Origin of the sequence: Rhodococcus globerulus, assembly GCF_019334125.1 — a bacterium.
Taxonomy (GTDB): domain Bacteria; phylum Actinomycetota; class Actinomycetes; order Mycobacteriales; family Mycobacteriaceae; genus Rhodococcus_F; species Rhodococcus_F globerula.
Genome location: NZ_CP079698.1, coordinates 605,158 through 630,546, shown reverse-complemented (window position 1 = coordinate 630,546; position 25,389 = coordinate 605,158). Strand labels below are relative to the sequence as shown.

Below are 25,389 nucleotides of genomic sequence, written 5' to 3'. Positions count from 1 at the left end.
GAATTTGCGGTTCTATGGACGTGCATGCTCGTTCGTCAGATTCTCCATCGCTGTGGCGTTGGAGAAGACGTGAAGGAAGTGCACAGTGGTTGAACACATCGGTAGCAGCGCCGAGGACATCCTGCTCCGCAGCGGGCGCTTCTTCACTCCTGGGAAATTCTCGGACGACCTTCGCACCGTGAACCGCACAGGCGGACGAGAAGGCGATATCTTCTACCGCGATCGTTGGAGCCACGACAAAGTGGTGCGCTCTACGCACGGGGTCAATTGCACCGGGTCGTGTTCGTGGAAGATCTATGTCAAGGACGGCATCATCACCTGGGAAACCCAGGAGACCGACTATCCAACGGTGGGACCGGACCGTCCTGAGTACGAACCGCGCGGCTGCCCACGCGGTGCCGCGTTCTCCTGGTACACGTACTCACCCACGAGAGTCCGCTACCCGTACGCACGTGGTGTTCTCGTCGAAATGTACCGCGACGCACTGGCCAGACTCGGTGATCCGGTAGATGCGTGGGCCGACATTCAAGCTGATCCGGAGCGTCGGCGAAAGTACCAGCAGGCCAGGGGAAAAGGTGGCCTGGTACGCGTCACGTGGGCCGAGGCCACCGAGATGATCGCCGCGGCACACGTGCACACCATCAAGAAGTACGGGCCAGACCGCGTTGCGGGGTTCTCCCCCATTCCAGCGATGTCGATGGTGTCGTTCGCGGCGGGATCGCGGTTCATCGAACTCATCGGCGGCGTCATGACGTCCTTCTACGACTGGTATGCGGACCTCCCCGTGGCATCGCCTCAAGTGTTCGGTGACCAAACAGACGTGCCCGAGTCCGGGGATTGGTGGGACGCGTCGTATCTGATGATGTGGGGATCCAACGTCCCGGTCACCCGAACCCCCGACGCCCATTGGATGGCGGAGGTTCGGTACCGCGGAACCAAGGTTGTCGCTATCAGCCCCGATTACGCGGACAACACCAAGTTCGCCGACGAGTGGATGCCGTGCGCCGCCGGCACCGACGGAGCCATGGCGATGGCGATGGGCCATGTCGTCCTGTCGGAGTTCTTCGTGAAGCAGCGTGAGCCGTTCTTCGACGACTACGTGCGTCGATTCACCGACCTGCCGTTCCTCGTCACCATCGAGGAGCGCGACGGCCGACTTGTCGCCGGCAAGAACCTGACCGCCGCCGATCTGGGTGAGGCGAGCGAAAATGCTGCATTCAAGCCGGTTGTGCTCAACCGCGCCACCGATGAGATGGTTGTACCGAACGGCTCTCTCGGTTTCCGCTTCGGCGACGAAGGTGTCGGAAAGTGGAATCTCGACCTCGGCGACATCGTTCCTGCTCTGAGCGTCGACACCGATTGGGGTGAAACTGCAGAAATACATCTTCCGCGCTTCGACACACCGGATGGTCACGGCGAAACCATGGTCCGCGGTGTACCGGTGCGCCGTGTGGGTGATCGACTGGTGTGCACTGTCTTCGATCTGATGCTCGCCCAGTACGGGGTGCAGCGCGACGGAATGCCGGGGCAGTGGCCGTCCGGCTTCGACGACCCGGCAGAGCCATACACCCCCGCGTGGCAGGAATCGATTACCGGCGTCAGCGCCGCGCAAGTGATTCGCATAGCGCGTGAATTTGCCACCAACGCAGTCGAATCGGGTGGCCGATCGATGATCATCATGGGCGCAGGTATCTGTCAGTGGTTCCACGGTGATGCCACCTATCGAGCAGTTCTCAGCCTCCTGCTGCTCACCGGGTCGATGGGACGCAACGGCGGCGGGTGGGCGCACTACGTCGGCCAGGAAAAATGCAGACCCGTCACAGGTTGGGCGACAGTGGCAATGGGGACGGATTGGCTCCGGCCACCGCGTCAGATGGCCGGAACTTCCTACTGGTATGTCCACACCGACCAGTGGCGCTACGACGGTTACCAAGCTGATGCACTCTCCAGCCCCGTTGGCCGAGGTAATTTCAGTGGCCGACACACGATGGACGTGATGACATCGGCCGTGTCGATGGGATGGACACCTTTCTATCCCCAGTTCGATCGATCGAGCCTCGATCTGGCTGACGAGGCGGATGCACACGAATGTGATGTCGCTGAGCACGTTGCCAACCAATTATCGTCGGGTGCACTCAAACTCGCTGTCACCGATCCCGACAATCCCCAGAACTGGCCGCGAGTGCTGAGCGTATGGCGTGCAAATCTACTCGGGTCGTCGAGCAAGGGAAACGAATACTTCCTTCGCCACCTACTCGGCACGGATTCGAACCTGCAGGCCGAGCCGACGCCGGAGAACCTGCGCCCCAATGACATAACGTGGACCGACGACATCCCCGAGGGGAAACTCGATCTGTTGATGTCGATCGACTTTCGGATGACGTCCACAACTTTGCTTTCCGACGTGGTGCTGCCTGCGGCAACGTGGTACGAGAAACACGACCTGTCGAGCACGGACATGCATCCGTTCCTTCACGCATTCTCCCCCGCTATCGACCCGCCGTGGGAAACCCGCTCGGATTTCGACGCTTTCGGCGCGGTTGCCAAGGCATTCAGCGTGCTGGCGGAAAAGCATCTCGGAAAACGCCGGGACGTCGTGATGGGCACACTGCAACACGACACACCCGGCGCGATGGCCTACGCCTCGGGTAGAGAACAAGATTGGCACTCGCAAGGAAAGACACCCGTCCCGGGCAAGACGATGGGTCCCCTCGTCGTCGTCGAACGCGACTATCCTGCCGTCGCGGAGCAGTGGGCTGCACTGGGCCCGCTGGTCGAGAAGGCCGGCCTCACCACCAAGGGCGTCACGACACATCCGAAGCGTGAGGTGGAAGAACTCGCCGCCAAACACGGGGTCTTCGATTCGGGTGCTGCCGCAGGTAGACCGGCGCTCGATACTGCCGAAAAGATGGCTGAGGCAATCCTCGCGCTGTCCGGAACTTCGAACGGCAGGCTCGCAGTACAAGGGTTCGCCGAACTGGAGAAACGAACCGGAAGACCACTGACACATTTGGCGTCGGGCAGTGAGGAACGCCGAATCACCTTCGCGGACACACAGGCTCGACCTGTCCCGGTGATCACCAGTCCGGAATGGTCAGGCAGCGAAACCGGTGGCCGACGCTACGCGCCGTTCACCGTCAACATCGAGGAGCTCAAACCCTTCCACACGCTCACCGGTCGAATGCACTTCTACCTCGATCACGACTGGATCGAGGAACTGGGCGAACAACTACCGATCTACCGCCCACCACTCGACATGGCAAGCCTGTTCGGCGAACCTGCTCTCGGAGATCGCAACGGCGGAATCGGTCTCAGCGTCCGCTATCTGACGCCTCATTCGAAATGGTCGATCCACTCCGAGTACCAGGACAACCTCTTCATGCTCTCCCTCTCGAGGGGCGGGCCGACGATGTGGATGAGCCCCGGCGACGCCGCCAAAATCGAGGTATCGGACAACGATTGGGTCGAAGCCGTCAACCGTAACGGTGTCGTCGTGTGCAGGGCGATCGTGTCGCATCGAATGCCGGACGGCGTGGTCTTCGTTTATCACGCCCAGGAACGCACCATCGACGTGCCGCTCACGGAGACAACGGGAAAGCGTGGCGGCATCCATAATTCGTTGACCAGACTGTTGATCAAACCTTCCCACCTTGCCGGCGGCTATGCCCAAACGTCATTTGCCTTCAACTATCTCGGGCCCACCGGAAACCAACGCGACGAAGTGACCGTGGTGCGTCGTCGCTCGCAGGAGGTGACGTACTGATGCGAGTCATGGCGCAACTGGCGATGGTGATGAATCTCGACAAGTGCATCGGCTGTCACACCTGTTCCGTGACGTGTAAGCAGGCGTGGACCAACCGATCAGGTACCGAGTACGTGTGGTTCAACAATGTGGAAACCCGTCCGGGCCAGGGTTATCCGCGCACGTACGAGGACCAGGAGAAGTGGAACGGCGGGTGGGTTCGCGACAAGAACGGCCGACTTCGACTGCGTGACGGTGGCCGATTGAAGAAGCTCTCGCGCATCTTCGCGAATCCGAAGATGCCGTCCATTCAGGACTACTACGAACCCTGGACCTACGACTACGAGAATCTCACCCAGGCTCCCCTCGGGGAGCATATGCCGGTAGCCGCGCCGCGAAGCCTCATCAGCGGTGAACCCATGAAGGTGGAATGGTCCGCCAACTGGGACGACGACCTGGCCGGCTCACCCGAGATCGTTCCCGACGACCCGATTCTGAAAAAGATCAGCACGGAGGTCAAACTCCAACTCGAAGACACGTTCATGTTCTACCTGCCGCGTATCTGCGAACACTGCCTCAATCCGTCGTGTGTTGCGTCCTGCCCGTCGGGTGCGATGTACAAGCGGTCCGAGGACGGGATCGTGCTCGTCGACCAGGACAAGTGCCGCGGCTGGCGCATGTGCGTGTCCGGATGCCCGTACAAGAAGGTGTATTTCAACCACAAGACCGGTAAAGCTGAGAAATGCACGTTCTGTTATCCCCGCGTCGAAGTGGGCTTGCCGACGGTGTGCGCGGAGACCTGCGTCGGCCGTCTGCGATACATCGGCCTCATCTTCTACGACGTGGACAAGGTTCTCGCAGCCGCGACAGTTCCGGATGACAAAGACCTGTACGAGGCGCAACTCGACGTGCTGCTTGATCCGAATGATCCCGAGGTCATCGAAGGTGCTCGCGTAGAGGGCATCTCGGACGAGTGGATCGAAGCAGCACAGAAATCTCCCATCCACGCACTGATCAAGGACTATCGCGTCGCGCTGCCGCTTCATCCGGAGTTCCGCACCATGCCGATGGTCTGGTACGTCCCACCGCTGTCCCCCGTCGTCGACGCCGTGAGCCGCGACGGTCATGACGGTGAAGACGTCGGAAATCTTTTCGGGGCTCTCGACTCGTTGCGCATTCCGATCGAATATCTCGCCGGCCTTTTCTCCGCAGGCGACACCGATGTGATCGACGGAGTTCTGCGACGGCTGGCTGCTATGCGGTCGTACATGCGCGACATCAACCTAGGACGCGAACCGCAGCCGCACATACCCGAGGCCGTGGGAATGACCGAGGAAAGCATGTACGAGATGTATCGCCTCCTTGCCTTGGCGAAGTACGACGAGCGGTACATCATTCCCACCGCCTACGCCGTTGACGGACACAAGCTCGAAGAGAGCGCCACCGAGTGTTCTCTCGATTTCGACGGCGGACCGGGCATGCACGAGTCCGGCCCGTTCGGCGAAGCCAGTGGCGGTCCGGTCCCGGTGGCAGTCGAGACTTTTCACGCGCTACGCGAGCGTCAAACAACTGGCGAAATGTCCGCCAACTCGACCAACCCGTCCCGGGTCAACCTTCTGAACTGGGATGGCAAAGGTTCGCCGAGCGGACTCTTTCCTGATCGAGGCGAGAACCAATGATCAGCTTCGGCCGACGTCGGCGCAGCGCCGGGCAGGACCGCTTGGTGTGGCACGCTGCCGGTTTGTTGTTGGCATACCCCGACAGTGGACAAGGCGAAAGACTCGCGGTTGTCGGGGACATTCTCGGGCATCTCCCGTCAGCTCCCCGAGAGCAACTCTCCCTCACTCACCGCTTTCTTCGCGACAGCGAGGAATTCGCAGCGGCGGCGCAGTACGTCGAGACATTCGATCTGAAGCGGCGCAGCACGCTGTACCTCACGTACTGGACGGCGGGTGACACCCGCAATCGCGGGCGTGAAATCCTGGCCTTCGCCGACGCCTATCGCGCGGCCGGAGTTGATCCGCCGAAAAGCGAGTCGGCCGACCACCTGACTGTCGTCCTCGAGTTCGCTTCTCTCGTCGACCCGGATACCGGCGCGAAGCTGCTTTCGGCGCATCGCGTTCCGTTGGACATGATCCAATCGTCACTGACCGACGTGGACTCGCCGTACGCTCCCGTTCTCAGGGCAGTGTGCAACACACTGCCCCCAGCTTCCGACAACGACATGCGTCGCGCCCAGCAGCTCGCCGCCTCGGGACCACCCGCCGAATCTGTCGGACTCCCACTCTTCACCCTGACCGTCCCACCCCGCCGCGAAGGAGTGACGTGAGATGTCTGCCGGTGAAATCTACTGGGACATAGTGCCGTACGTCGTGTTGGCGATCTTCGTGAGCGGCACATGGTGGCGCTATCGCTACGACAAATTCGGCTGGACAACGCGGTCGTCGCAACTGTACGAGCATCGTCTGTTGCGAATCGGTAGTCCACTGTTTCATTTCGGAATCCTCGTAGTCATCATCGGACACTTCATCGGATTAGTGATCCCACAGTCCTGGACCGACGCGATCGGGATGAGTGAGCACGTTTATCACCTGCAAGCCCTCGTTCTTGGGTCGATAGCGGGCGTGGCAACGTTGGTCGGCGCCGGGATCTTGGTGTATCGCAGGCGGACCCGGGGACCGGTGTTCATGGCCACGACCTGGAACGACAAGCTGATGTACGTCGTGCTGATCGCCGCAATCGTCGCTGGTCTCGCCACGACAGTGCTGGGGTCCGGAGCGTTCGGCGAAGAATCCAACTACCGGACGACGGTCTCCCCGTGGTTCCGATCCATCTGGATCTTCCAGCCTCGTGGTGATCTCATGGCACAGGCGTCACTCGACTTCCACATTCACGTCACGATCGCGTTGGTGTTGTTTGCACTGTGGCCGTTCACGCGCCTGGTACACGTATTCAGCGCGCCGGTCGCGTACCTGTTTCGGCCGTACATCGTCTACCGCAGTCGCGACGACGCCCGGAAGGGCGAACCCGTCGGCTCACGCCCCCACCGTCGGGGTTGGTGAACTCACAGTCCACAATCGCCACACAGATGCGATCAGCAGAACTACGCACAGGACTACTGCCGGCCACACCAGAATTTCGCCAACTATCTTCAACCACGGGGTCGACGCCGTCCCCGCAACGGTTAACGACGCCGCCGACGTCATCCCCATCGGGAAAGCCGTCGACCAACGTCTGACGTCGTATTCCAGTCGAGGCCAGATCAATTCGCATATAAACAACACGCCGTAACAGCCGAGCACGAGAATCATGAGCACGATGCTCAATCGTTGAAACGACAGGTGTAGCGTTTCCGACCAGCCCACGACGGGCGCTGCCGCTGTGAGTTTTCCGGCCGCGAGCGTCGAGATTGCCAGGGCGCCGCCGAACACCCAGTGATCACCGGCCCCGACTCGGAGCTGATTGAACGAGAACCGTACGAGCACCAACACGTAGAACCCCAGGCCGAGCACAAACGCAGCCGCCGACGGAAGCGCAATCCAGTGCGCCGTAGTCGTGGCAGCGAGCGTCGCACCGAGTACGGCCAAACCCTGCGTTGCGACGCACAGCAGAAAGTGCACGCCGACGGTTGGCGAGGTCCAGTGTCGAATTACCGCCGGTATGAGCACGATCCACGCCACCAGCGCAATCGCGAGCGCGACATAACCGACCGAGTCCCAGTCGAGCAGTACAACCCGAGTACCCAACACGGTTGTCGCGGCCACTCCCGTGAGAGCCGGCGGAGTGTCGGCCTCGTCGATCCACCGAGCGCGATTGTCAACCAACCGCGATACGAACACGACAGCCAGAACAAGCCAGATTGCTGTGCCGATCCCCAGCCATGCCAGCGAAAAGACCTCGAATCCCACCAGGTGCAAGGCCACCGACACTATTCCCGAAGACATCGCGGCTGCTCCCGCACCGGGAGGAATTACCTCGAGCGTGCGGTTGGCTGTCGATCTCGCGCGATGATCGCCGGTCACATCCTCAATGATGAGCGATGATGCCGTGTATGTCCTGATTTCGACTCCACATACTTCCCCGACAGCATGCACCCAGATTTCTCACGGCGAACGTCCAGAGCAGTCACAGCGAACATGCAGGTATCGCAAATACTTTTGGCTCCATGATGATCCGACGCTCTCCGAGTACTTCCTCAGCCAGTCCTGGTCGCCGCCGCATTGCCTTCGTGTCCGTCCTGCTGGCCGGCGGGCTGCTTCTGGGCGGGTGCACCGCCGAGACAGCCGGTACCAACTCGGCAACGTCGGCGTCCACGTCGACGGTGTCGTCCACTGTCGCGTCTGCGAACTCGACTGACTCGACGACCACAGCCGAAACGATCACCGACACCGCAGCAGCGACCGAAGCATTTCTGCAGACATTGTCAGCCGAGCAGCGCGAGGCGGTTCTCTACGCCTACGACGACGAAACCAAAACGACGTCGTGGTCGAACTTTCCGGTGACGTTCGTCGATCGAGCGGGACTCAATATCTCCGAACTGACCGATGAGCAACGAGCGGCCGCCATGAAGGTACTCGAAGCACTGCTGAGCGAGGCAGGTTACGACACCGTCACCGGCATCATGGGCGGCGACGAATATCTGCACGAGAACAGTACGTCGACGGAAGATTCTCTCGGTCAGTACTACATCGCATTCTTCGGCGATCCGTCGAACACGGATGCGTGGGCAGTTCAGTTCGGCGGACACCACCTCGGCATCAACGCAACGCTCGACGGCTCCGCCGACTCCATCACGTTCGCACCGACTCACCTGGGCATACAGCCCGCCGTCTACACCGATGCCGACGGCAACGAGGTTCAGCCGTTCGATGGTATCTACACGAGCGCGTTCGCCTTCTACGACAGCTTGTCCGATGAGCAGAGGGCTCAGTTGTATCAGGGCGAGACCGTAGCGAATATGGTGTGCGCGCCGGGCAGTACTTGTGACTACCCGACTGGCACAGGGCTTTCCGGTTCAGACCTGACGGACGAGCAGAAGCAGTTGCTGCTCGGCGTGATCGCGAACTGGGTTGGCATTGCAGACGAGGAGACCACTGCGGACGCGCTCGCGAAGATCGAGGCGAGCCTCGACGAAACGTACGTGAACTGGTCCGGTGCAACCGAGTACGACATGACGCAGGGCGATGGCATCTACTTCCAGATCTCCGGACCGGATGTCTACGTCGAGTTTGCCGCGCAGCAGGGATCTGCCGGCGCGGACGTCGAAGGCGTGAATACCTCAGGTTGGGGCCACGTTCACACCATCTACCGAGACCCGAGTAACGACTACGCCGGAAGTGTTGTCCAGCAGGAAGCTACGGGTATGGGCGGTGGCGCGGGCGCACCCGGCAGTGGCGGCGCACCAGGTACAGGTGGGCCCGGTAGCACGCCCCCGAACGGCAGCTAGGTCCCGGAGCCAGAAAGGTGAGCCTCCTCAGTCGGTGCCCGATTCACGGACGAGATCAGCCGATGAACCGCCATGTAACAGGAATCCTTCCGTCCGAAAGATTACCCAACCTCTTGAACGCGGCTGGTGAAAGATCAAGATCACCGGCAGCGCAGCCTGGACAGGTATCTACGATGGTGACAGTTACCGATCTCGGCCCGCTCGAGGCCAGAATTTGTTTTCCGCACAACGCTCTGGTCCAGATCCTTGCGGATATCGCAACCACGTAGTCGGTATCTGCTGACATACCGCCGCAACTACCGAGACCGGCATGAAAGTACGTCGCATCGCCACTGTGTGTTGTCGCGTCGTCGGTTGTATCGCCTGCACTACCCGCACTACCTGTGGAGGCGCCTCCCAGTAGGTCGAACATTGTGGGCTGCGCCTCCGCGACAGAGGTTCCCGCCAATACAGCAGCGGACGCCGTCACCGCGACGGCCACGGATACCGCAATTCGTCGCACCGAACATCGGGACAAAGCGACCTCCTGTTTTCAATCGAGAAATCGGACATTTCCGATGTTGGGCGACGGTACGGCCGGCCGGTACTCCCGCTGGGTAGGCTCGCCGGACATTCCGACTGGGTTCGGTAATAGTGACGATGGTCCCGGGCGTCAATGCGCTCCTGTCACTGCCTAAGGCAGCGACAGCTCGTGAATCGACGGTCCGCACATAAGCAGATGAGCCTCACCCGGGCCACCCGTTTAGGTGGTCCCAGGTCGAGGCCATTTCGGCGAAGGCCCGGCCCGCGGCCGTGCGATAGGCACCCTTCCGTCGGAGCAGGGCCACCGTACGCGTAGGCAATGCCGGTGACAGCGGAATCGAGGACAGGCCCCGTTGTTCGAGGGTGATCGCGTCAGGCAGCACCGTCGCGAGACTGCCGCGGCGGACGATCTCCACGATCGCGCCGATCGAGCTGACCTCGATAGCCGTCCGAGGTGTGATGTCCTGATGCTTGAAGTACCGATCGATGTGAAGCCGCGTCGCGAAATCACTGCTGAGCAACACCAGCGCCTGATCCTCCAGTGTCTTCGCAGGCAGTGGTTTCGACCGACCGGCATGCGAATGCTTTACACCGACAACGAGACTGAGAGTTTCGACAAACAGCGACTCGCTCTCGATCTCCTCCGAGCGCACGTCCGCAAACGCAATGCCGACGTCGAGTCCGTCGCGTGCCAACTCCGCCTCGATTCGGTCCTGAGTCATCTCCTGAACGGTGACGGCAATGCCTGGGTGGCGCGTCGTGAATCGGTCCATCAACGGACCCACCAGGTAGGCCGCGAAGGTGGGCGTCGTCGCCAGCCTCAGCGAGCCGCGACTGAGGTCCTGGACATCGTGGATCGCGCGCTCGGCGGCATCCAGATCCTGCAAAGCTCGCCGCGCGTAATGCAGGAAAGCCTCGCCGGCGTCGGTGGTTCGCACCGTCCGCCCGGACCGGTCCAGCAACTGCACCCGCAGAGCGGATTCGAGCTGCTTGATCTGCTGGGACAGAGTCGGCTGCGACACATGCAGCGACTCCGCCGCCCGGGTGAAGTTTCCATGTTCGGCGACCGCAAGCAGATAACGGATATGACGTAGCTCCATAACTAGAACTATAGGCACTGTCTATCGAGGTAATGACTAACAAGTCTTGGACACTATCGACCATCGAGGTCATCCTTGAGTCATCACCATTGCAAGGAGGCAACATGCACGACATCATCAACGGCTTTATGACATTCCAGAAGGACGCCTTTCAGAAACGCTCCGGACTTTTCAAGGAACTCGCGACGACTCAGAACCCGCAGGCCCTATTCGTCAGCTGCTCTGACAGCCGAGTGGTCCCGGAACTGGTAACCCAACGCGAACCCGGCGATCTGTTCGTCATCCGCAACGCCGGCAACATCGTCCCGTCGTACGGGCCGGAACCGGGCGGCGTATCCGCCACCGTCGAGTACGCGGTCGCAGTTCTCGGTGTCACCGACATCGTGATCCTCGGCCACTCCGATTGCGGCGCGATGACGGCGATCTCCACCGGCAAGCCCCTCGACGAGATGCCGGCCGTCGCGCACTGGCTCCAGCACGCAGATTCCGCGAGGGTCGTCAACGCCGCCCGCACGCACGGCTCGGCAGCCGAGAAACTGAACGCACTGGTCCACGAGAACGTCATCGCCCAGTTGACCAACCTCGCAACCCACCCCTCGGTCGCTCTCGCACTCGAACAAGGTCGACTGAACCTGCACGGCTGGGTCTACGACATCGAAACCGGCTCGATCGAAGCCCTCGACGGCGGCACCCGCCGGTTCGTCTCGCTCGTCGAACACCCCCAGACCTGCGCCGCGGCAACAATGCCCGGCGTCCCCGCCTGATCCCCCACCCAAAATAAAGAAGGAAATCATTATGATTCAGTCACAGTTCACCCAAGGACCCCGCGAAGAACTCACCGCAGCCGTCATCGACGCCAAGGCCCGAAAAGACCTGTCCTGGCAGGAACTGACCGACGGCACGGGGCTGAGTGTGGCCTTTGTAACCGCAGCCCTCCTCGGTCAGCATGCACTTCCCGCCGACGCCGCGAAGGTCGTCGCGGACAAGCTCAGTCTGGACGAGGACGCGGTGCGATTGCTACAGACCATCCCTCTGCGCGGTTCCATCCCCGGCGGCGTGCCCACCGACCCGACCATCTACCGCTTCTACGAGATGCTTCAGGTCTACGGCACCACCCTCAAGGCATTGGTGCACGAGCAGTTCGGCGACGGCATTATCAGTGCAATCAACTTCAAGCTCGACATCAAGAAGGTTGCCGATCCGGATGGCGGCGAGCGCGCGGTCATCACGCTCGACGGCAAGTACCTGCCGACCAAGCCCTTCTAGCTTCGGCGTGACGGCGGCCTTGCTCCCGAGGCCGCCGCCCCTGAACACCTTCCTGAAACACACTGTCAGACAAGGACTGTCATGGACCCTATTCAACGAACCATCGATATCGCGAATGCCAATGTCGCCGAGGGCGGCCGGCCCTTCGCCACCGTCATCGCCCGCGACGGTGAGATCCTTGCCGAAAGCCCCAACCTGGTGGCCCAGACGAACGACCCGACAGCGCACGCGGAGATCCTCGCGATCCGTGCCGCCTGCACCGCACTGGGCACCGAGCATTTGACCGGGTGCACCATCTATGTGCTCGCGCATCCCTGCCCGATGTGCCTCGATTCGCTCTATTACTGCAGTCCGGACCGGGTCGTATTCCTCACGCAACGCACCGACTACGAACCGTATTACGTCGACGACCGCAAGTACTTCGAACTGAGCACCTTCTACGGAGAATTCGCCAAGGACCCGGTTGAGCGCCGACTACCGATGGACTACCAACCCCACGACGGCGCAATCGAGGTCTACCGCGCCTGGCAGGAGCGGAACTACTCCACTACCTAGTTCCAGTTGTCGATCTTGACGTCGCGGGGATCCGGTGCGCCAGTGCCGGTTTCGACCTTCGACTTCAGGCTCATCAGGAAGAGCGCCCACTTGGTGCTGCAATGGTGCAGAAACTCCACCGGCTCCTTCCACCCTTCATGCGCGAAGAGGACGACGGTGAAATCGCCATCGCGTCGGAGGTCCCACACCACGCGGGTCCCGATCCATTCTTCCGGCCCTTCGGTCACCTCCCACAGCACTCGTTTGTCGGGCTGGAGTTCTACCACTTTCATATCAATCCGGCCTTCACCGAAGCGGAATTGAAGCGTGCCTCCGATATTCGGATCTCCGTCCGTATCGCTGGTCCACCAGCCGGCCAGACCGTCAACTGTCGTCAACGCTGCGTAGACATCGCCGACAGAGGACGACTTGATCCCAACCCTGTGCAGAATGTCGACCATCGCGGGTTCCTCCTTCTTCTCATTTCCGGTTGTTATGTTCGATTGCTTCCGCAATCCGTTTGATGCGCTGCAACCGGGCATCCCACGACGAACCGACTGCATTCAGCTGCGCTACGGCGCGGGCGAGTTGCGCGGCATCGACCCGGTAGAGCCTCTCCCGGCCGGCGGGCGTCAGATGTACCAAACCAACGCGGTCGAGAGTGCCGAGGTGTTTCGCGACAGCTTGACGGGTTACGGGTAGCTGTTCACTCAGAGTGGTCGCCGTCCCCTCCCCATTTGCCAACAGCAAGTCGAGCATTCGTCGGCGTGTGGGGTCCCCGATCGCTGTCCAGAGGTCGTCGTCGATAAGGCTCATCCGCTCGCACCCAGTCGGGCTGCGCACTCGACAAGCCGCGGCAGATGCCGGTTCCACCCCTCGACGTGTGAGTTGTACTGCTCCTCGAGAACCGCGACCTCCCATCCCATTTCACGGAACCCAGTTTCCGTCATACGCAGCGTCGTGCCCTCTCCCGATGGACTGAGTTCGAATGTCACCAACAGACTGTTCATTGGGGGCACCGCGTCATCGGACAAGTGAGCCCATCGGAATGAAAACAATCGGGGTGGCGCAGCGTCGACCACCTCGATCCGGGCAACATGACTGTCAGGCGAGGTCCGCTCTCCCCACACGAGTTCGCCGACAGAGCCCGGAACCGGTTCCAGGTCGACAACCTCGTCGGACCACCACTCCTTCAAATGCTCAGGACTGCTGATGACCTCGTAAACCACGTCGGGTGCGGCTTCGACGTAGATTGACCGCTCGATTTGTCCGTACTCCATACCGGCACCTCTTCTGCAACCTTTGGTTGCATATCAGAATACCCAGCTGAATTCGCATACGCAACCAATCATTGCGCTTCGCGAAGTCGCTACACCGGACCATCATCCGATGTAACGACTTCGCAACGCCTATACCGAAATTCAGGACGCCGCGACTCCACAGTTTCCGCATGTCCTGTGGCGCACCGGAGTAATGTCGGCACTGTCAGATCAACATGCAACCGTGCGACGCCGCCTCATTTCAACGGCGACGGCAAGGGCGTCTGCCCCACGTCGGGGGAGCGGAAGTGACACAACTCCTGAACGCGGCAAGCGTGTCTCACCGGCAAAAGATCGCACACGGCAGGCAGCGTTCACCATCGCCTGACTGATTCTTCCAGTGAAAGGGTTTTCGATGACAACAGAACATCAACAACACTCGGAACATGAACACAGCCATGGTGAAGGGTGCGGCCACGTCGCCGTTCCGCACGGTGACCATGTCGATTATGCGCACGACGGGCACCTGCATCGTCCCCACGGCGATCATGTCGACGAATGTGAGACGTCGGAGCACGTCGTCCACGAAGGCCACGATCACGTCCATGGCGAAGGGTGCGGCCATGTCGCCGTTCCGCACGGCGATCACACTGATTACGTCCACGATGGCCATCGGCACGCCGCGCATGGTGAGCATTACGACGAACACTGACCGCCAGGCTGGCCACGTACGCACGGGACTGGCGCGCTCACCACAAACCATAAGGTCAATCGTTTTCGATTCGGTTGACACGAAAGGCTTTTCAATCTTCATCCCAGACCCGACTGGCATGTCCTGCGATAACCGGTATTCTGGTCAGCCTTCTGCAAACCGTTAACAGTTGACCAATCGCGACTTCTCAGTCCCCGCTCGTCCACGACAGCACATCGACCCCAGAGGCCCCTGTCGGTACCCGATGCAAAGATCTGCCCATGACATCCGAAGCGTCCGTTTCGTCTGAGAATTGCACCAGATCGAAGGCTAGTCCCACGCGTAAGTTCATCCTGATCGTCGGACTGCTGTGGGGCGCAGCGATGCTGACCGGTTCCGCGACTTTGTCCACATCGTTCGCAGTCCGCGATGGACAGCCTTCCGAGTATTGGATAGTCACCGCTATGACGGTCATCTCGGCACTGACACTCGGTGCTGTTGTGGTGTTCTCCGAAATCAAGTGGGTTCGACGATCATCAGTGGCAGCGCTCGGACTGCTCGGAGCACTCGGCGCGATCGCCAACTTCTTGTTACTCGAGTCGCCAGCCGCTTCTTCCACTCCACCTCTCCCCGATGTCATTCGTTGGATGATCTTCGGGGCAATCGCACTCGCTGGTCCGGCGACAGCCCACGCGGTGTCGATCGTCTACCGTGCCGCAAACGAATCCTCCGACCGAAACGACACCATCCTCTCCGAAGTCGCACACGCCCGGTGATCCACTGGCTTTCGTTGCACCGGTATCCCAATAAATAAGCCGCCTGTCGTGTGCTGTTCACGATGAACCAGCATTGATTAGTGAATGCCTCGACTCTTAGCCGCCCTAACCAGCGTGTTTGCGAAAGATCCTCGTATCGCACGATCACCTGAGAACGCCGACGCCGAGCCGTTTGCGAGTTTCGGGTTGCGAAGGGGTCAATTTCCAGACACCGCTGACACGCACTCTCACGACGATTGACAATAACGAGTGATCATTCGGCCATCGCCGTCATCCGCGCGTGGTTATTCGATGTACCCGGTTTCGGGGTCGATCATGCCGAGGAAGTTTCTGATCGACCTGCGGTGATCGTCAATCGTCGACAGGTACGGCTCGGCGTCCGGAACCTCGCCATCCGGAACATCGAACCCCGGAACACTGGCCACCTGTGCTGGGCCACCACCGAACCCGTAGTTCTTGTTCGGTCCGGATTCCCAGGTGTAATCCTCACTGCCATTTTCACGCACCGTGACGGCGAAAACCTCGCCCTCGACGATGAGAGTGAAGGGACTGTCTTTAGCTTGCGGGCGGTAGTCGTCTGCCCACTCGTTGGTGTTCGCGCCGACGCTCTCACGAATGAACGAGAGGAGCAGCGCGAATGGTAACGAAGGAATCGGAAAACCCGAACCACTCAAACATGGATTTCACGGATACTCGTCGAGGCGGATCACTGACGAGCATCGTCTGATTTACAAAATCTCCGACGACCAGATCCGAATCGCTGCGTGCCGCTACCACTACGGACGCTGAACACGCTCACCCGATCGTCCAGGCAAGTAGCGCGGCGCCGCACATCGACGGCCCATGAGGGACCTGCGACCGCCGCGCCAGCAGAACGGCCACCACTAATGTGATCACCGGAGCCAGAAAAGCGGATAGCAGCCAGACCTGGGCACCACCCAACCCCGTGATCGCACCCAGCGGAAGTGCCAGCTTCACATCACCTGCGCCCAGGGAGCCTGCCGAAATCAGGTGCAGCACAAGGTGGATTCCCGAGAGCATTACCGATCCCATCAGCGCTGCCCAGAGCGTTCCCGCAAACAAGGCGCCGACGATAACGACACCATAGGCGGGCACAGTGAAAGTGTTCGGCAACCGCCGCACAGACACATCGACAAGTGACACGGCCACACACCACCACACGAACGCCAGGCCCGAAACAAGCTGTAGTGCAGATGAAGTCGCTACACCGACAAGCAACCAGCCCACCGCGACGCACAATTCAGGCACACCGCAACGGACTGAAATCCCGGCATACAGGTTTCGGCGCAACCAATCGTCAGCAAGAAAACGCGCACCAAAACCGCCAACAGCACCCGCAGTTGCCAACCCCACCAACATCCACATGGCATTGAGCATGAGCCGACCGTCGACCGGCCGCAGCCTACGAAATCGTGCTGTGCACTACGGCGGCACTGTGGATAAAGCTAAGTGGTCATCGCCAGAAGTTCGTCGGGGGTCACGCGGCATCCCGGAGTGTGGCGTCGTGCTCAAGGCGCTGCAAGTGTCTATACAGGTGGCCGCAGGTGTAGCTCCATTGGAACGGCGTGGCTGTGGCGTTGTAGCGCTCCGTTTCTTGTCACCAGACCCCAAGCGTTACCGAACGATCGGTATGCGGCAAGTTAGTGCGTTCGACAGTCTGGAGATTGTCGCCCGGCTACCGAGGCGGATGGTTTGTTGGCGTCGGAAACGTACGTGTCGGGGCGTGTCGGTAGGTTGTCGGGAGGTTTGTCGGGAGGTTTCGGAAACGGGGAGTGGTTGTGGCTGATGACGTTTGGACCAGTCTGTTTGAGGACATCCAACTGGTGCTGTACCCGGACTGGGATGAAAACGAGACGCTGATTTCGCCGACGGATGGCGACAGCCTTCAACTGCGCGACACGTTGACCGGGCAACGGATCCTGTTCCGAGAAGACGACAAAGGACTTGATATCAGGGTGACGGTGCCCGATGAACCAGTGACGGCTGCCCGATTACGGGCGGTGATCCAGTCGCAGCGGACCACCTTGTTTTCCCAGGTCCGTGACCGTGAGTCCGGTCGTTGGGTGCCACGCGACCAGCCGTTGTGGAAGTCTGTCGAAATCCATATCGGCCGCGATCACGACGTCGAACACGAGGGCCAGCGTGTCGAGGAGTATGCGCGGGAGTGGAGAACGGGATGGCGCCACAATGCCGACGACCAACGATACGAGATCGCCGCTGCAATCGTCGCGGTGTTGCGCGACGGATTAGGTACGACTCCTGACCGGCTCCGCGTCAGCTCTTACAACAACTTCGGCCCCACCCCCACACAGGCCGTGGGCGAGGTCGCTTCCGACCGTCCGACGTTGTCCGGCCTTCCGGCACGGTGCTCAGGGTGGGACGAGTTCGTCACGCGGTTCGAGTGGGTTCTGGCCACTTTGCCGTGGCTGGGCAATGTCATCCTGGATGCCCCTCAAAAAGGATCGAACAACCAGGTTGACGTACAGTTCTACAACTCCGGTGGTGACATCGACAGCGCGTGCGGTTTCGGGGATGCTGCAAGATCGGACCTGAAGGAAATCAACCGGCTGATGAGCGTTCTCGGGTGGCAGTGGACGCCCGATCACCACGGGGCTATCGACGCGCCGATCTGGCTGGGCCCGCCGACCGGAAGGGACACGACGCATCCCACCATGCACGAACTGGCCGTTCGGACAATGGTGACCTTGCGCGACGTCGCTGGAGTGGCACATCCCAACGAGCTTGCTTTCACGGCATTCTCGAATGCCCAGGGCGTCGACGACATGTCGTACGTGGGTGCGGAACTCGGTATCGCCCCGGCCTGAGGACCAGGTACCCACCTTCACCGATAACCGCGGGACTGCAATCGGCACATCTACCTGACGGCCGAAGACGTAGACCGACTATCGACCGAGGCAGACCGTCACGGGCACGGGCTCCTTGTGCTGGTGCTCGCCTACTGTGGCTGCCGCTGGAGTGAGGCCATCGCACTGCGAGTCCGCGATATAAACTTCACCCGGGCGCGACTGACGGTCTCCGACACCGAGGTTCAGTTGGGCAGCAAGCACTACAGCGGGACCACCAAGGGCAAGACGGTCCGGTGAGGTCGCGGTACCGAAATTCGTCCTCGACGGACTCAAAGAGTGCTCTACCTCGCCGACCCCACCGCCTGGAAACCACCCCCGACGAACTTCTGACCAGGACCACTAAGCGATAGCGGCAGCCATCGCCTCACGTGGTGCGGGCTTACCCGTGAACTGCTCAACCTGCCCGAAGGCCTGATTGAGCAACATCGCCAGGCCACCGATCACGGTGCCACCGGCGGCCTCGACGGCCGAGGCCAGCGGCGTCGGCCAGGGGTTGTAAATCGCGTCGAGGACAAAAGGTGCCTTACCCAGTTCCGCGGCAAAGGGTGCCGCCGCATCAGCGGGAACGGTGCTGACCAGAACTGCCGAATCGGCACAGATTCCGCCGAGACGAGGATCATCGAAGGCAACAAGATCAATGTCCAAGCCAACCGCAGCGCCGCATTCGATGGCGCCCGATGCACGACCCGGATCGCGGGCGACGACAGTCACGTTGCGAACACCCATATCCGCCAAGGCAACCAGCGACGGCCGAGCCGTTCCGCCGGCCCCGACCACCACGGCGGGGGCACCGGTGAGATCACCGACACCGCCGGCGATCAACGCACCGCTGACACCGTCCACATCGGTGCAGTCAGCCCGCCATCCACCGTCGATGCGCACCAACGTGTTTGCCGACCCGATGACAACGGCGCGCGCAGTGCGCTCCGACGCGTATTCGAGGGCTGCGATCTTGCCCGGCATCGTGACCGACAGCCCAACCCATTCGGGCCCGAGCCCGTCGACAAGCGCGGGCAACTGCTCCCCCGTGCATTCGATCCGCTCGTAGGTCCAGTCGGTCAGACCCAAGGCCTCGTACGCCGCGAGATGCAGCAACGGGGACTTCGAATGCTGAATGGGGCTGCCGAGAACTGCTGCCTTGCGTGCGGTTGAGGTGCTACCGACCACTGTCGAGAATCCCGCTTTCCTGCGCTAGAACGATGTTGGCGAGGTGCTCGTCGTAACTGTGGGTGAAGAGCGTTTCGCCTTGCATGTTGATGGTGACGAAGTACAGCCAGTCTCCGAGGGCCGGGGATTCGACTGCCTGAAGCGCTTCGATGCTCGGTGACGCAATCGGGGTTGCGGGCAATCCCGGCATTGCGTAGGTGTTCCACGGCGTCACCCGCGCGCGATCATCATCCGTCGTCGCAACTTCGGTGGTGTCGAGCGAGTAGTTGACAGTGGAGTCGAACTGCAACGGCTGATCTACGGCCAAGCGGTTGACGATCACGCGGGCGACCTTCGACATGTCGTCGGGCAGAGCCTCACGCTCGACCAGCGACGCCGCGACCAACAGTTGGTACGGCGAGAGTCCGACGCCGGATCCGGCTGTCAGAATGCCGGTGCTTTCGTACTTCTCGGCGCTGCCTTGGACTAGTGTCCGCAGGATTTCCGTCGGCGTTCCGGTGGGATCGAAATCCCAACTACTTGCCGCAATGAGGCCTTCGAGTTGACGGTCTTTGTCCGGCACACCCTGCACGGACGACATCGCCCACGAGGGAACGCCCAACGCAGCGAGATCGGAAGACGCTCCCGCAGTATTCAATTCGTCGGCCGTCACACAAGTCTGTGCACTGGCTGATCCGACGCAGCTGGCTTCCTCGATGAGGTTGTAGATGCCCTTCTTGAGAGCACCGGTCTGCGCGTCACTGCTGTCGTGGAGTTGACGCCCTGCGGCAACGACGACCAGGCCGACACGAGATTCAGGAGCGACCAGGGTGTCCAGAGCGTCTGCTGCACTGCTTTGTACAGGTACCTGGTAGAAACCGGGCTGAACTTTCTGGATCTCCGCCGAGTTACTCACCGCCGCGTTGTAGAACGCCGCCGAACTGGCAACCACGTCCTTCTCGGCAAGCGTGGCACCGATCTCCGAGGCAGTTTCACCCGGAAGGATCTGGATCACGACGGGCGCCCCGCCCGGCCCGGCGTAGTCGGCCGCCGCTTGAGTGCGGTTCATGTACCACGTCGCACCGTAGGCACCCACGCCCAGAACCGCGATCACCAAGACGAGGAGCGCGAGGACACCGACCTTCTTGCCACGCTTGGCTCGCTTGGACTGCGCTTCGCGTTGTTTGCGCGCTTCAGCTCTGGACATGTGCGGCGGCTCGATGGTCTGTGGCAGCGCACGCATGACCATGGTCTCGTCGTTGTCGAAATCGAATGAACCGGTGGGCCGGCCGGAGCCGCCCTCATCCCACCGCCCGCTCACCGATCGGACTCCGACACAGGCGTGTCCCCCGACGACTCCCCTGGTTTCACTGCTCTACTCCGCTCGTCCAGCCAGCCTTGCAGGATCTCCACTGCCGCAGCCTGATCGATCATCGGACGCTGACCGCGAGCTTTGACTCCACTTTCGCGGAGGTTGCGCGCAGCCGTGACCGTCGTCAGTCGCTCGTCGGACAGTCTCACCGGGATCGGTTCGACGGCCCGCTGCAGTCGTTTTGCGAATGCAGTGGCGATGCCGGCGGCTTTGCCTTGCTCGCCGCGCAGCGTCTGTGGCAGTCCGACGATAACCTCCACGGCCTCGTATTCGGACACGATGTCGATAATCCGCCGGATATCCGGCGCGTCGGGTCCACGTTCCTTCGAGCGAGGCACAGTCTCGACCGGTGTCGCAAGAATCCCGTCGGGGTCGCTGGACGCAACCCCGATCCGGACACTGCCAACATCGATCGCGACGCGGCGTCCGCGGCCAGGGTCGTCGACGCCGGGGCGATCGGGACCCTGCACAGCCGCTGCCACCGTTAGCTGCCGCCCGCCAGTTCTGCGACCCGGTCCCGGATCGCATCGAGCGCCGCCGGGATTCCGGAGGCGTCGGAACCCGACCCCTGAGCCATGTCGGGCTTTCCGCCGCCTCGACCACCGATCTTCGGTCCGAACGAGCCGACGAGGTCGCCTGCCTTCACGCCGAGCGCCTGCGCAGCCTTACTGGTGGCAACCACGAAGGGCACCTTGCCGTCGGTGTCGCCGAGCAATGCGACCACTGCGGGCTCCGAGCCCAGGCGACCCTTGATGTCGGTGACGAGCGTGCGCAGGTCGTTGGCTCCGACGCCGGCGGGTGCAGGTTCTGCGATCACGAGCACACTGCCGATGCGCTTGGCCTTGTCGACGAACTCACCGGCTGCAGCCAGAACAGCCTTGGCCTTGGTCTGCTCCAGTTCCTTCTCGGCCACCTTGAGACGCTCGACAAGCGCTTCGACGCGAGCCGGAACCTCTTCGGACGGAACCTTGAGCGATGCGGACAGTCCGGCCAGAAGCGCGCGCTCCTTGGCCAGATAACGGTAGGAATCCAAACCGACGTACGCCTCGACACGGCGGATGCCGGAGCCGACGGACTGCTCACCGAGCAGAGTGACCTGACCGATCTGAGCGGAACTTCCGACGTGCGTGCCGCCGCAGAGTTCCATCGAGAACGGGCCGCCGATTTCGACGACGCGAACCTCGTCGCCGTAGTTCTCACCGAAGAGTGCCATGGCACCCATCGACTTGGCCTTGTCGAGGTCCGTCACAAACGTGTTGACCGCGAAGTTGGACGCGACAGCCTCGTTGGTGACAACTTCGATGTCCTGCTTCTGGGACTCGGAAAGCGCACCCTGCCAAGAGAAGTCGAAGCGGAGGTAGCCGGGCTTGTTGAGTGAGCCGGCCTGAACGGCGTTGGGGCCGAGCACCTGACGCAGCGCTGCGTGCACCATGTGGGTACCGGAGTGTCCCTGGGTTGCACCCTTACGCCATTCGGCGTCGACATGTGCGAGAACGATGTCGCCTTCGGTGATCTCGCCCTTCTGGACGGTGACCTTGTGCGTCCAGACCTTCTTGGCGATCTTCTGAACGTCGTTGACCTTGGCTTCGAGTCCCGGCGCCGTGAGCGATCCGATGTCGGCGATCTGTCCACCGGACTCTGCGTAGAGCGGGCTGCGGTCAAGGATGACCTCAACCGACTGCCCCGCCTTGGCGACCGGCACACGAACGCCGTCGACGATGAGCGCGAGGACATGAGCTTCGGAGACCAGTTCGTTGAAGCCGGTGAACTCGGTGGGACCGCGATCGAGCAGTTCCTTGTAGACCGTGAGGTCGGCATGCGCGTGCTTACGAGCCTGAGCGTCGTCCTTGGCGCGCTTGCGCTGCTCGGCCATGAGGGTGCGGAAGCCGTCTTCGTCGACGGTGAGACCGGCCTCGGACGCCATCTCGAGTGTCAGGTCGATCGGGAAGCCGTAGGTGTCGTGCAAGGCAAATGCCTGGTCGCCGGCAATGACCGACTTTCCGGACGACTTGACCGTCTCGGCAGCGTTCTCGAACAAGGCCGATCCTGATGCCAGAGTCTTGAGGAACGCTGTTTCCTCACCGACGGCAACATTCTCGATGCGCGTGAAGTCGGTTTCGAGAACCGGGTACGACGGAGCCATGGTGTCGCGGACGACGATCATGAACTCGCGCATGGTGGGCTGCTCGCTGCCGAGCAGTTTGGCCGAGCGCACGATGCGGCGAAGCAACCGGCGTAGCACGTAGCCGCGGCCGTAGTTGCCGGGATTGACGCCGTCCGCAATCAGCATCGCGGCGGTGCGGGCGTGGTCGGCGATGACGCGGAAACGAACATCGGACGTGTGATCGGTGCCGTACACGCTGCCGGTCAGCTCAGCGGCCTTCTCGATGACGGGACGGAGAAGGTCTGTCTCGTAGACGTTTTCGACGCCCTGCAAGAGGAAGGCAACACGCTCGACGCCCATGCCGGTATCGATGTTCTTCTTCGGCAGGGGTCCGAGGATCGGGTAGTCACCCTTCGTGGTGCCTTCGCCGCGCTCGTTCTGCATGAACACGAGGTTCCAGATCTCGATGTAGCGATCCTCGTCGGCTTCCGGGCCGCCCTCTACGCCATACTCGGCGCCGCGGTCGTAGAAGATTTCCGAGCAGGGCCCACACGGTCCGGGGATGCCCATCGACCAGTAGTTGTCTTTCATGCCGCGGCGCTGAATGCGCTCTTCCGGCACGCCGACCTCGTCGCGCCAGATCGCAAATGCTTCGTCGTCATCGTGAAAGACAGTGGCCCACAGGCGCGTCGGGTCGATGCCGTAGCCGCCGTCGTCAACCGAACCGGTCAGCAGCGCCCAGGCGTGCGAGATGGCTTCCTTCTTGAAGTAGTCACCGAAGGAGAAATTGCCGGCCATCTGGAAGAACGTGTTGTGGCGGGTGGTGATGCCCACCTCTTCGATGTCCAAGGTGCGAACACACTTCTGCACAGACGTCGCACGCGAGTATGGCGGCGTCTGCTGGCCGAGGAAGAACGGCACGAAGGGAACCATGCCGGCGTTGACGAACAGAAGGTTCGGATCGTCGAGAATCAGCGACGCGCTGGGCACCTCAGTGTGGCCGGCCTTGACGAAGTGGTCGAGGAATCGCCTGCGGATCTCGTGGGTTTGCACTAACCGGTCCTTACCTTCATGAGCGTCGAACTGTCGTTGTCCAGCCTAGCGTGCAGGGACCTTACAGCTTTAACCCCGCACGATTACAGCTTCAACCCCGCACGATTCGACGCAATTTTCCCACTCGATCGGCGATCTCCCGCTCATTTCCGTGGCCAGTCGGCTTGTAATAGTCGACACCGACCAGTTCGTCCGGTGGATATTGCTGCCGTAGAACGCCGTCGCGGGTGTCGTGTGGATACTTGTATCCGACCGCGTTTCCCAATTTCTCAGCCCCCTTGTAATGACCGTCACGTAGATGCGGCGGCACGAGACCTGACTTTCCGGCAGCCACATCGGCCATGGCCGCACCCAGCGCTTCGATGACGGCACCCGATTTCGGCGCGGTCGCGAGATGGATCGTGGCCTGGGCAAGCGCGAGACGTGCCTCCGGCATTCCGATCAACTGCACGGCCTGAGCAGCAGCCATCGCCGTCTGCAATGCCATCGGATCGGCCATCCCGATGTCTTCGCTGGCGTGAACCACCAGTCGCCTCGCAATGAATCGCGGGTCCTCCCCCGCAGTCAGCATGCGCGCAAGGTAATGCAGCGCCGCGTCTACGTCGGAACCTCGAATGCTCTTGATGAATGCGCTGATGACGTCGTAGTGCTGGTCGCCGTCACGGTCGTACCGAACGGCGGCTTTGTCGACACTGGCCTCCACGGTCGCGAGATCGACTTCGACGGGTCCGGGTTGGCCGCCAGCGGTGTCGAGCGCAGCGCCTGCTGCTGCCTCGAGAGCAGTGAGCGCACGGCGGGCGTCACCGGACGCCAGCCGCACCAGATGTTCCATCGCGTCGTCGGCAATGGTGACTGAGCCACCGAACCCACGCTCGTCGATCACTGCCCGCTCGAGAAGCTCCTGAACATCGGCTGCGGTGAGCGCCTGCAATTGCAGAACCAGCGAACGGGACAGCAACGCCGACACCACGGAGAACGACGGATTCTCGGTGGTAGCGCCCACCAACAGGACGATCCGATTCTCGACAGCGGCCAACAACGCATCCTGCTGGGTTTTCGAGAATCGGTGTACCTCGTCGATGAACAGGACGGTCTGCTCGCCGTTCAGGAGCCGTCGCCTAGCCAGTTCGATCACACCGCGAACCTCTTTGACACCGGCCGACAGTGCAGACAGCGCCTCGAAACGCCGACCGGTCGCGCCGGAAATCAACGACGCCAGTGTGGTCTTGCCGGTACCAGGAGGCCCGTACAGAAGTACCGATGCGGCACCGGATCCCTCGACCATTCGCCGCAGCGGCGCACCGGGCCCGAGTAGGTGCTGCTGGCCGACAACCTCACCAAGAGTGCGCGGGCGCATGCGGACAGCCAGCGGAGCACCGGGCGGCAACGAGGACAAGGCGCGCTCGGCTACCGAGACGACATCTGGTTCATCCACGATCTCGGATTCTTCCGGAGTTGCCTCGAACAGGCCGTCATCTGCCACCACGCTG

General features: G+C 61.5%; 26 protein-coding genes. 13 read left to right on the top strand and 13 right to left on the bottom strand.

Annotation, left to right across the window (positions count from 1 at the left end):
* Nucleotides 1-85 precede the first annotated feature (85 nt).
* The 4 genes from KYT97_RS02910 to narI are packed head-to-tail and all read left to right on the top strand — an operon-like array spanning nucleotide 86 to nucleotide 6,804.
* Nucleotides 86-3,763, top strand: coding sequence for a nitrate reductase subunit alpha (locus KYT97_RS02910; protein WP_219111723.1), 3,678 nt, complete (start codon nucleotides 86-88; stop codon nucleotides 3,761-3,763).
* Nucleotides 3,763-5,421: a nitrate reductase subunit beta gene (narH, locus tag KYT97_RS02905; RefSeq protein WP_219111722.1), complete on the top strand. Its 1,659-nt coding sequence runs from the start codon at nucleotides 3,763-3,765 to the stop codon at nucleotides 5,419-5,421. Before KYT97_RS02910 ends, narH begins: the two co-directional genes overlap by 1 nt.
* Entirely contained in the window at nucleotides 5,418-6,071 is a 654-nt protein-coding gene (gene narJ, locus KYT97_RS02900; RefSeq protein ID WP_219111721.1) for a nitrate reductase molybdenum cofactor assembly chaperone, read from the top strand. Before narH ends, narJ begins: the two co-directional genes overlap by 4 nt.
* Before the next feature lies 1 nt (nucleotide 6,072).
* Nucleotides 6,073-6,804 (top strand): respiratory nitrate reductase subunit gamma, encoded by a 732-nt coding sequence (narI, locus tag KYT97_RS02895; protein WP_219111720.1) that lies wholly within the window; start codon nucleotides 6,073-6,075, stop codon nucleotides 6,802-6,804.
* Here narI and KYT97_RS02890 read toward each other — a convergent pair.
* Nucleotides 6,778-7,764, bottom strand: a complete 987-nt coding sequence (locus tag KYT97_RS02890; protein ID WP_233363757.1) for a tellurite resistance/C4-dicarboxylate transporter family protein — start codon at nucleotides 7,762-7,764, stop codon at nucleotides 6,778-6,780. The genes narI and KYT97_RS02890 overlap by 27 nt on opposite strands.
* A gap of 143 nt (nucleotides 7,765-7,907) precedes the next feature.
* Here KYT97_RS02890 and KYT97_RS02885 point away from each other — a divergent pair, with 143 nt between their 5' ends.
* Nucleotides 7,908-9,188, top strand: coding sequence for a DUF3500 domain-containing protein (locus tag KYT97_RS02885; RefSeq protein WP_233363755.1), 1,281 nt, complete (start codon nucleotides 7,908-7,910; stop codon nucleotides 9,186-9,188).
* Between the two features lie 55 nt (nucleotides 9,189-9,243).
* Here KYT97_RS02885 and KYT97_RS31235 read toward each other — a convergent pair whose 3' ends face one another.
* Together KYT97_RS31235 and cynR are read right to left on the bottom strand one after the other, a co-directional pair.
* Nucleotides 9,244-9,474, bottom strand: coding sequence for an RlpA-like double-psi beta-barrel domain-containing protein (locus tag KYT97_RS31235; protein ID WP_372472230.1), 231 nt, complete (start codon nucleotides 9,472-9,474; stop codon nucleotides 9,244-9,246).
* Between the two features lie 439 nt (nucleotides 9,475-9,913).
* Nucleotides 9,914-10,810, bottom strand: a complete 897-nt coding sequence (gene cynR / locus KYT97_RS02875; RefSeq protein ID WP_033236198.1) for a transcriptional regulator CynR — start codon at nucleotides 10,808-10,810, stop codon at nucleotides 9,914-9,916.
* Between the two features lie 104 nt (nucleotides 10,811-10,914).
* Between cynR and KYT97_RS02870 the strand changes: the two genes are divergently transcribed.
* The 3 genes from KYT97_RS02870 (at nucleotide 10,915) to KYT97_RS02860 (ending at nucleotide 12,631) form a co-directional block, all read left to right on the top strand.
* The gene (locus tag KYT97_RS02870; RefSeq protein WP_095887833.1) at nucleotides 10,915-11,574 is read left to right on the top strand and encodes a carbonic anhydrase; all 660 of its coding nucleotides are present in this window, start codon (nucleotides 10,915-10,917) and stop codon (nucleotides 11,572-11,574) included.
* A 31-nt stretch (nucleotides 11,575-11,605) separates the two neighbouring features.
* Complete coding sequence (cynS, locus tag KYT97_RS02865) at nucleotides 11,606-12,076, top strand: cyanase (protein ID WP_092808134.1); 471 nt, start codon at nucleotides 11,606-11,608, stop codon at nucleotides 12,074-12,076.
* 81 nt (nucleotides 12,077-12,157) lie between these two features.
* Complete coding sequence (locus KYT97_RS02860; RefSeq protein WP_219111719.1) at nucleotides 12,158-12,631, top strand: nucleoside deaminase; 474 nt, start codon at nucleotides 12,158-12,160, stop codon at nucleotides 12,629-12,631.
* Here the strand turns inward: KYT97_RS02860 and KYT97_RS02855 are convergent.
* The 3 genes from KYT97_RS02855 to KYT97_RS02845 are packed head-to-tail and all read right to left on the bottom strand — an operon-like array spanning nucleotide 12,628 to nucleotide 13,890.
* Nucleotides 12,628-13,071 carry an SRPBCC family protein gene (locus KYT97_RS02855; RefSeq protein ID WP_219111718.1) on the bottom strand — a complete coding sequence of 148 codons (444 nt, stop codon included), beginning with the start codon at nucleotides 13,069-13,071 and terminating at the stop codon, nucleotides 12,628-12,630. The two genes, KYT97_RS02860 and KYT97_RS02855, sit on opposite strands and share 4 nt — an antisense overlap.
* A 19-nt stretch (nucleotides 13,072-13,090) precedes the next feature.
* The gene (locus KYT97_RS02850; RefSeq protein ID WP_219111717.1) at nucleotides 13,091-13,426 is read right to left on the bottom strand and encodes an ArsR/SmtB family transcription factor; all 336 of its coding nucleotides are present in this window, start codon (nucleotides 13,424-13,426) and stop codon (nucleotides 13,091-13,093) included.
* Nucleotides 13,423-13,890: an SRPBCC domain-containing protein gene (locus KYT97_RS02845; protein ID WP_219111716.1), complete on the bottom strand. Its 468-nt coding sequence runs from the start codon at nucleotides 13,888-13,890 to the stop codon at nucleotides 13,423-13,425. Before KYT97_RS02845 ends, KYT97_RS02850 begins: the two co-directional genes overlap by 4 nt.
* 394 nt (nucleotides 13,891-14,284) lie before the next feature.
* On the opposite strand from KYT97_RS02845, the gene KYT97_RS30830 reads away from it, so the two are divergent.
* Nucleotides 14,285-14,581, top strand: coding sequence for a hypothetical protein (locus tag KYT97_RS30830; RefSeq protein WP_072782512.1), 297 nt, complete (start codon nucleotides 14,285-14,287; stop codon nucleotides 14,579-14,581).
* 260 nt (nucleotides 14,582-14,841) lie between these two features.
* Entirely contained in the window at nucleotides 14,842-15,336 is a 495-nt protein-coding gene (locus tag KYT97_RS02835) for a hypothetical protein (protein ID WP_219111714.1), read from the top strand.
* Between the two features lie 284 nt (nucleotides 15,337-15,620).
* Here the strand turns inward: KYT97_RS02835 and KYT97_RS02830 are convergent, their stop codons facing one another.
* Complete coding sequence (locus KYT97_RS02830) at nucleotides 15,621-16,010, bottom strand: hypothetical protein (protein ID WP_245006002.1); 390 nt, start codon at nucleotides 16,008-16,010, stop codon at nucleotides 15,621-15,623.
* Here KYT97_RS02830 and KYT97_RS02825 point away from each other — a divergent pair.
* Nucleotides 15,925-16,125, top strand: a complete 201-nt coding sequence (locus KYT97_RS02825) for a Txe/YoeB family addiction module toxin (protein WP_394855547.1) — start codon at nucleotides 15,925-15,927, stop codon at nucleotides 16,123-16,125. The two genes, KYT97_RS02830 and KYT97_RS02825, sit on opposite strands and share 86 nt — an antisense overlap.
* Nucleotides 16,126-16,131: 6 nt before the next feature.
* On the opposite strand, the gene KYT97_RS02820 is transcribed toward KYT97_RS02825, so the two are convergent.
* Nucleotides 16,132-16,734 carry a prepilin peptidase gene (locus tag KYT97_RS02820; RefSeq protein WP_072782510.1) on the bottom strand — a complete coding sequence of 201 codons (603 nt, stop codon included), beginning with the start codon at nucleotides 16,732-16,734 and terminating at the stop codon, nucleotides 16,132-16,134.
* Nucleotides 16,735-17,135: 401 nt separating this feature from the next.
* Here KYT97_RS02820 and KYT97_RS02815 point away from each other — a divergent pair, with 401 nt between their 5' ends.
* Together KYT97_RS02815 and KYT97_RS02810 are read left to right on the top strand one after the other, a co-directional pair.
* Nucleotides 17,136-18,182, top strand: coding sequence for a TY-Chap domain-containing protein (locus KYT97_RS02815; protein ID WP_219111712.1), 1,047 nt, complete (start codon nucleotides 17,136-17,138; stop codon nucleotides 18,180-18,182).
* A 123-nt stretch (nucleotides 18,183-18,305) separates the two neighbouring features.
* Nucleotides 18,306-18,461 (top strand): site-specific integrase, encoded by a 156-nt coding sequence (locus KYT97_RS02810; protein ID WP_342393904.1) that lies wholly within the window; start codon nucleotides 18,306-18,308, stop codon nucleotides 18,459-18,461.
* A gap of 102 nt (nucleotides 18,462-18,563) precedes the next feature.
* On the opposite strand, the gene KYT97_RS02805 is transcribed toward KYT97_RS02810, so the two are convergent.
* The 5 genes from KYT97_RS02805 to KYT97_RS02785 all read right to left on the bottom strand — a co-directional run bounded on the left by KYT97_RS02805 (nucleotide 18,564) and on the right by KYT97_RS02785 (nucleotide 25,334).
* Nucleotides 18,564-19,391, bottom strand: a complete 828-nt coding sequence (locus KYT97_RS02805; RefSeq protein WP_033236186.1) for a shikimate dehydrogenase — start codon at nucleotides 19,389-19,391, stop codon at nucleotides 18,564-18,566.
* Nucleotides 19,381-20,691, bottom strand: a complete 1,311-nt coding sequence (locus KYT97_RS02800) for an endolytic transglycosylase MltG (RefSeq protein WP_095886207.1) — start codon at nucleotides 20,689-20,691, stop codon at nucleotides 19,381-19,383. Before KYT97_RS02800 ends, KYT97_RS02805 begins: the two co-directional genes overlap by 11 nt.
* On the bottom strand, nucleotides 20,688-21,224 hold the full coding sequence (gene ruvX, locus KYT97_RS02795; protein ID WP_033236184.1) for a Holliday junction resolvase RuvX: 537 nt from the start codon (nucleotides 21,222-21,224) through the stop codon (nucleotides 20,688-20,690). The genes KYT97_RS02800 and ruvX overlap by 4 nt, the downstream gene beginning before the upstream one ends.
* Nucleotides 21,225-21,226: 2 nt before the next feature.
* Nucleotides 21,227-23,899: an alanine--tRNA ligase gene (gene alaS, locus KYT97_RS02790; RefSeq protein WP_033236183.1), complete on the bottom strand. Its 2,673-nt coding sequence runs from the start codon at nucleotides 23,897-23,899 to the stop codon at nucleotides 21,227-21,229.
* 91 nt (nucleotides 23,900-23,990) lie between these two features.
* Complete coding sequence (locus tag KYT97_RS02785; protein WP_233363897.1) at nucleotides 23,991-25,334, bottom strand: replication-associated recombination protein A; 1,344 nt, start codon at nucleotides 25,332-25,334, stop codon at nucleotides 23,991-23,993.
* Nucleotides 25,335-25,389 lie beyond the last annotated feature (55 nt).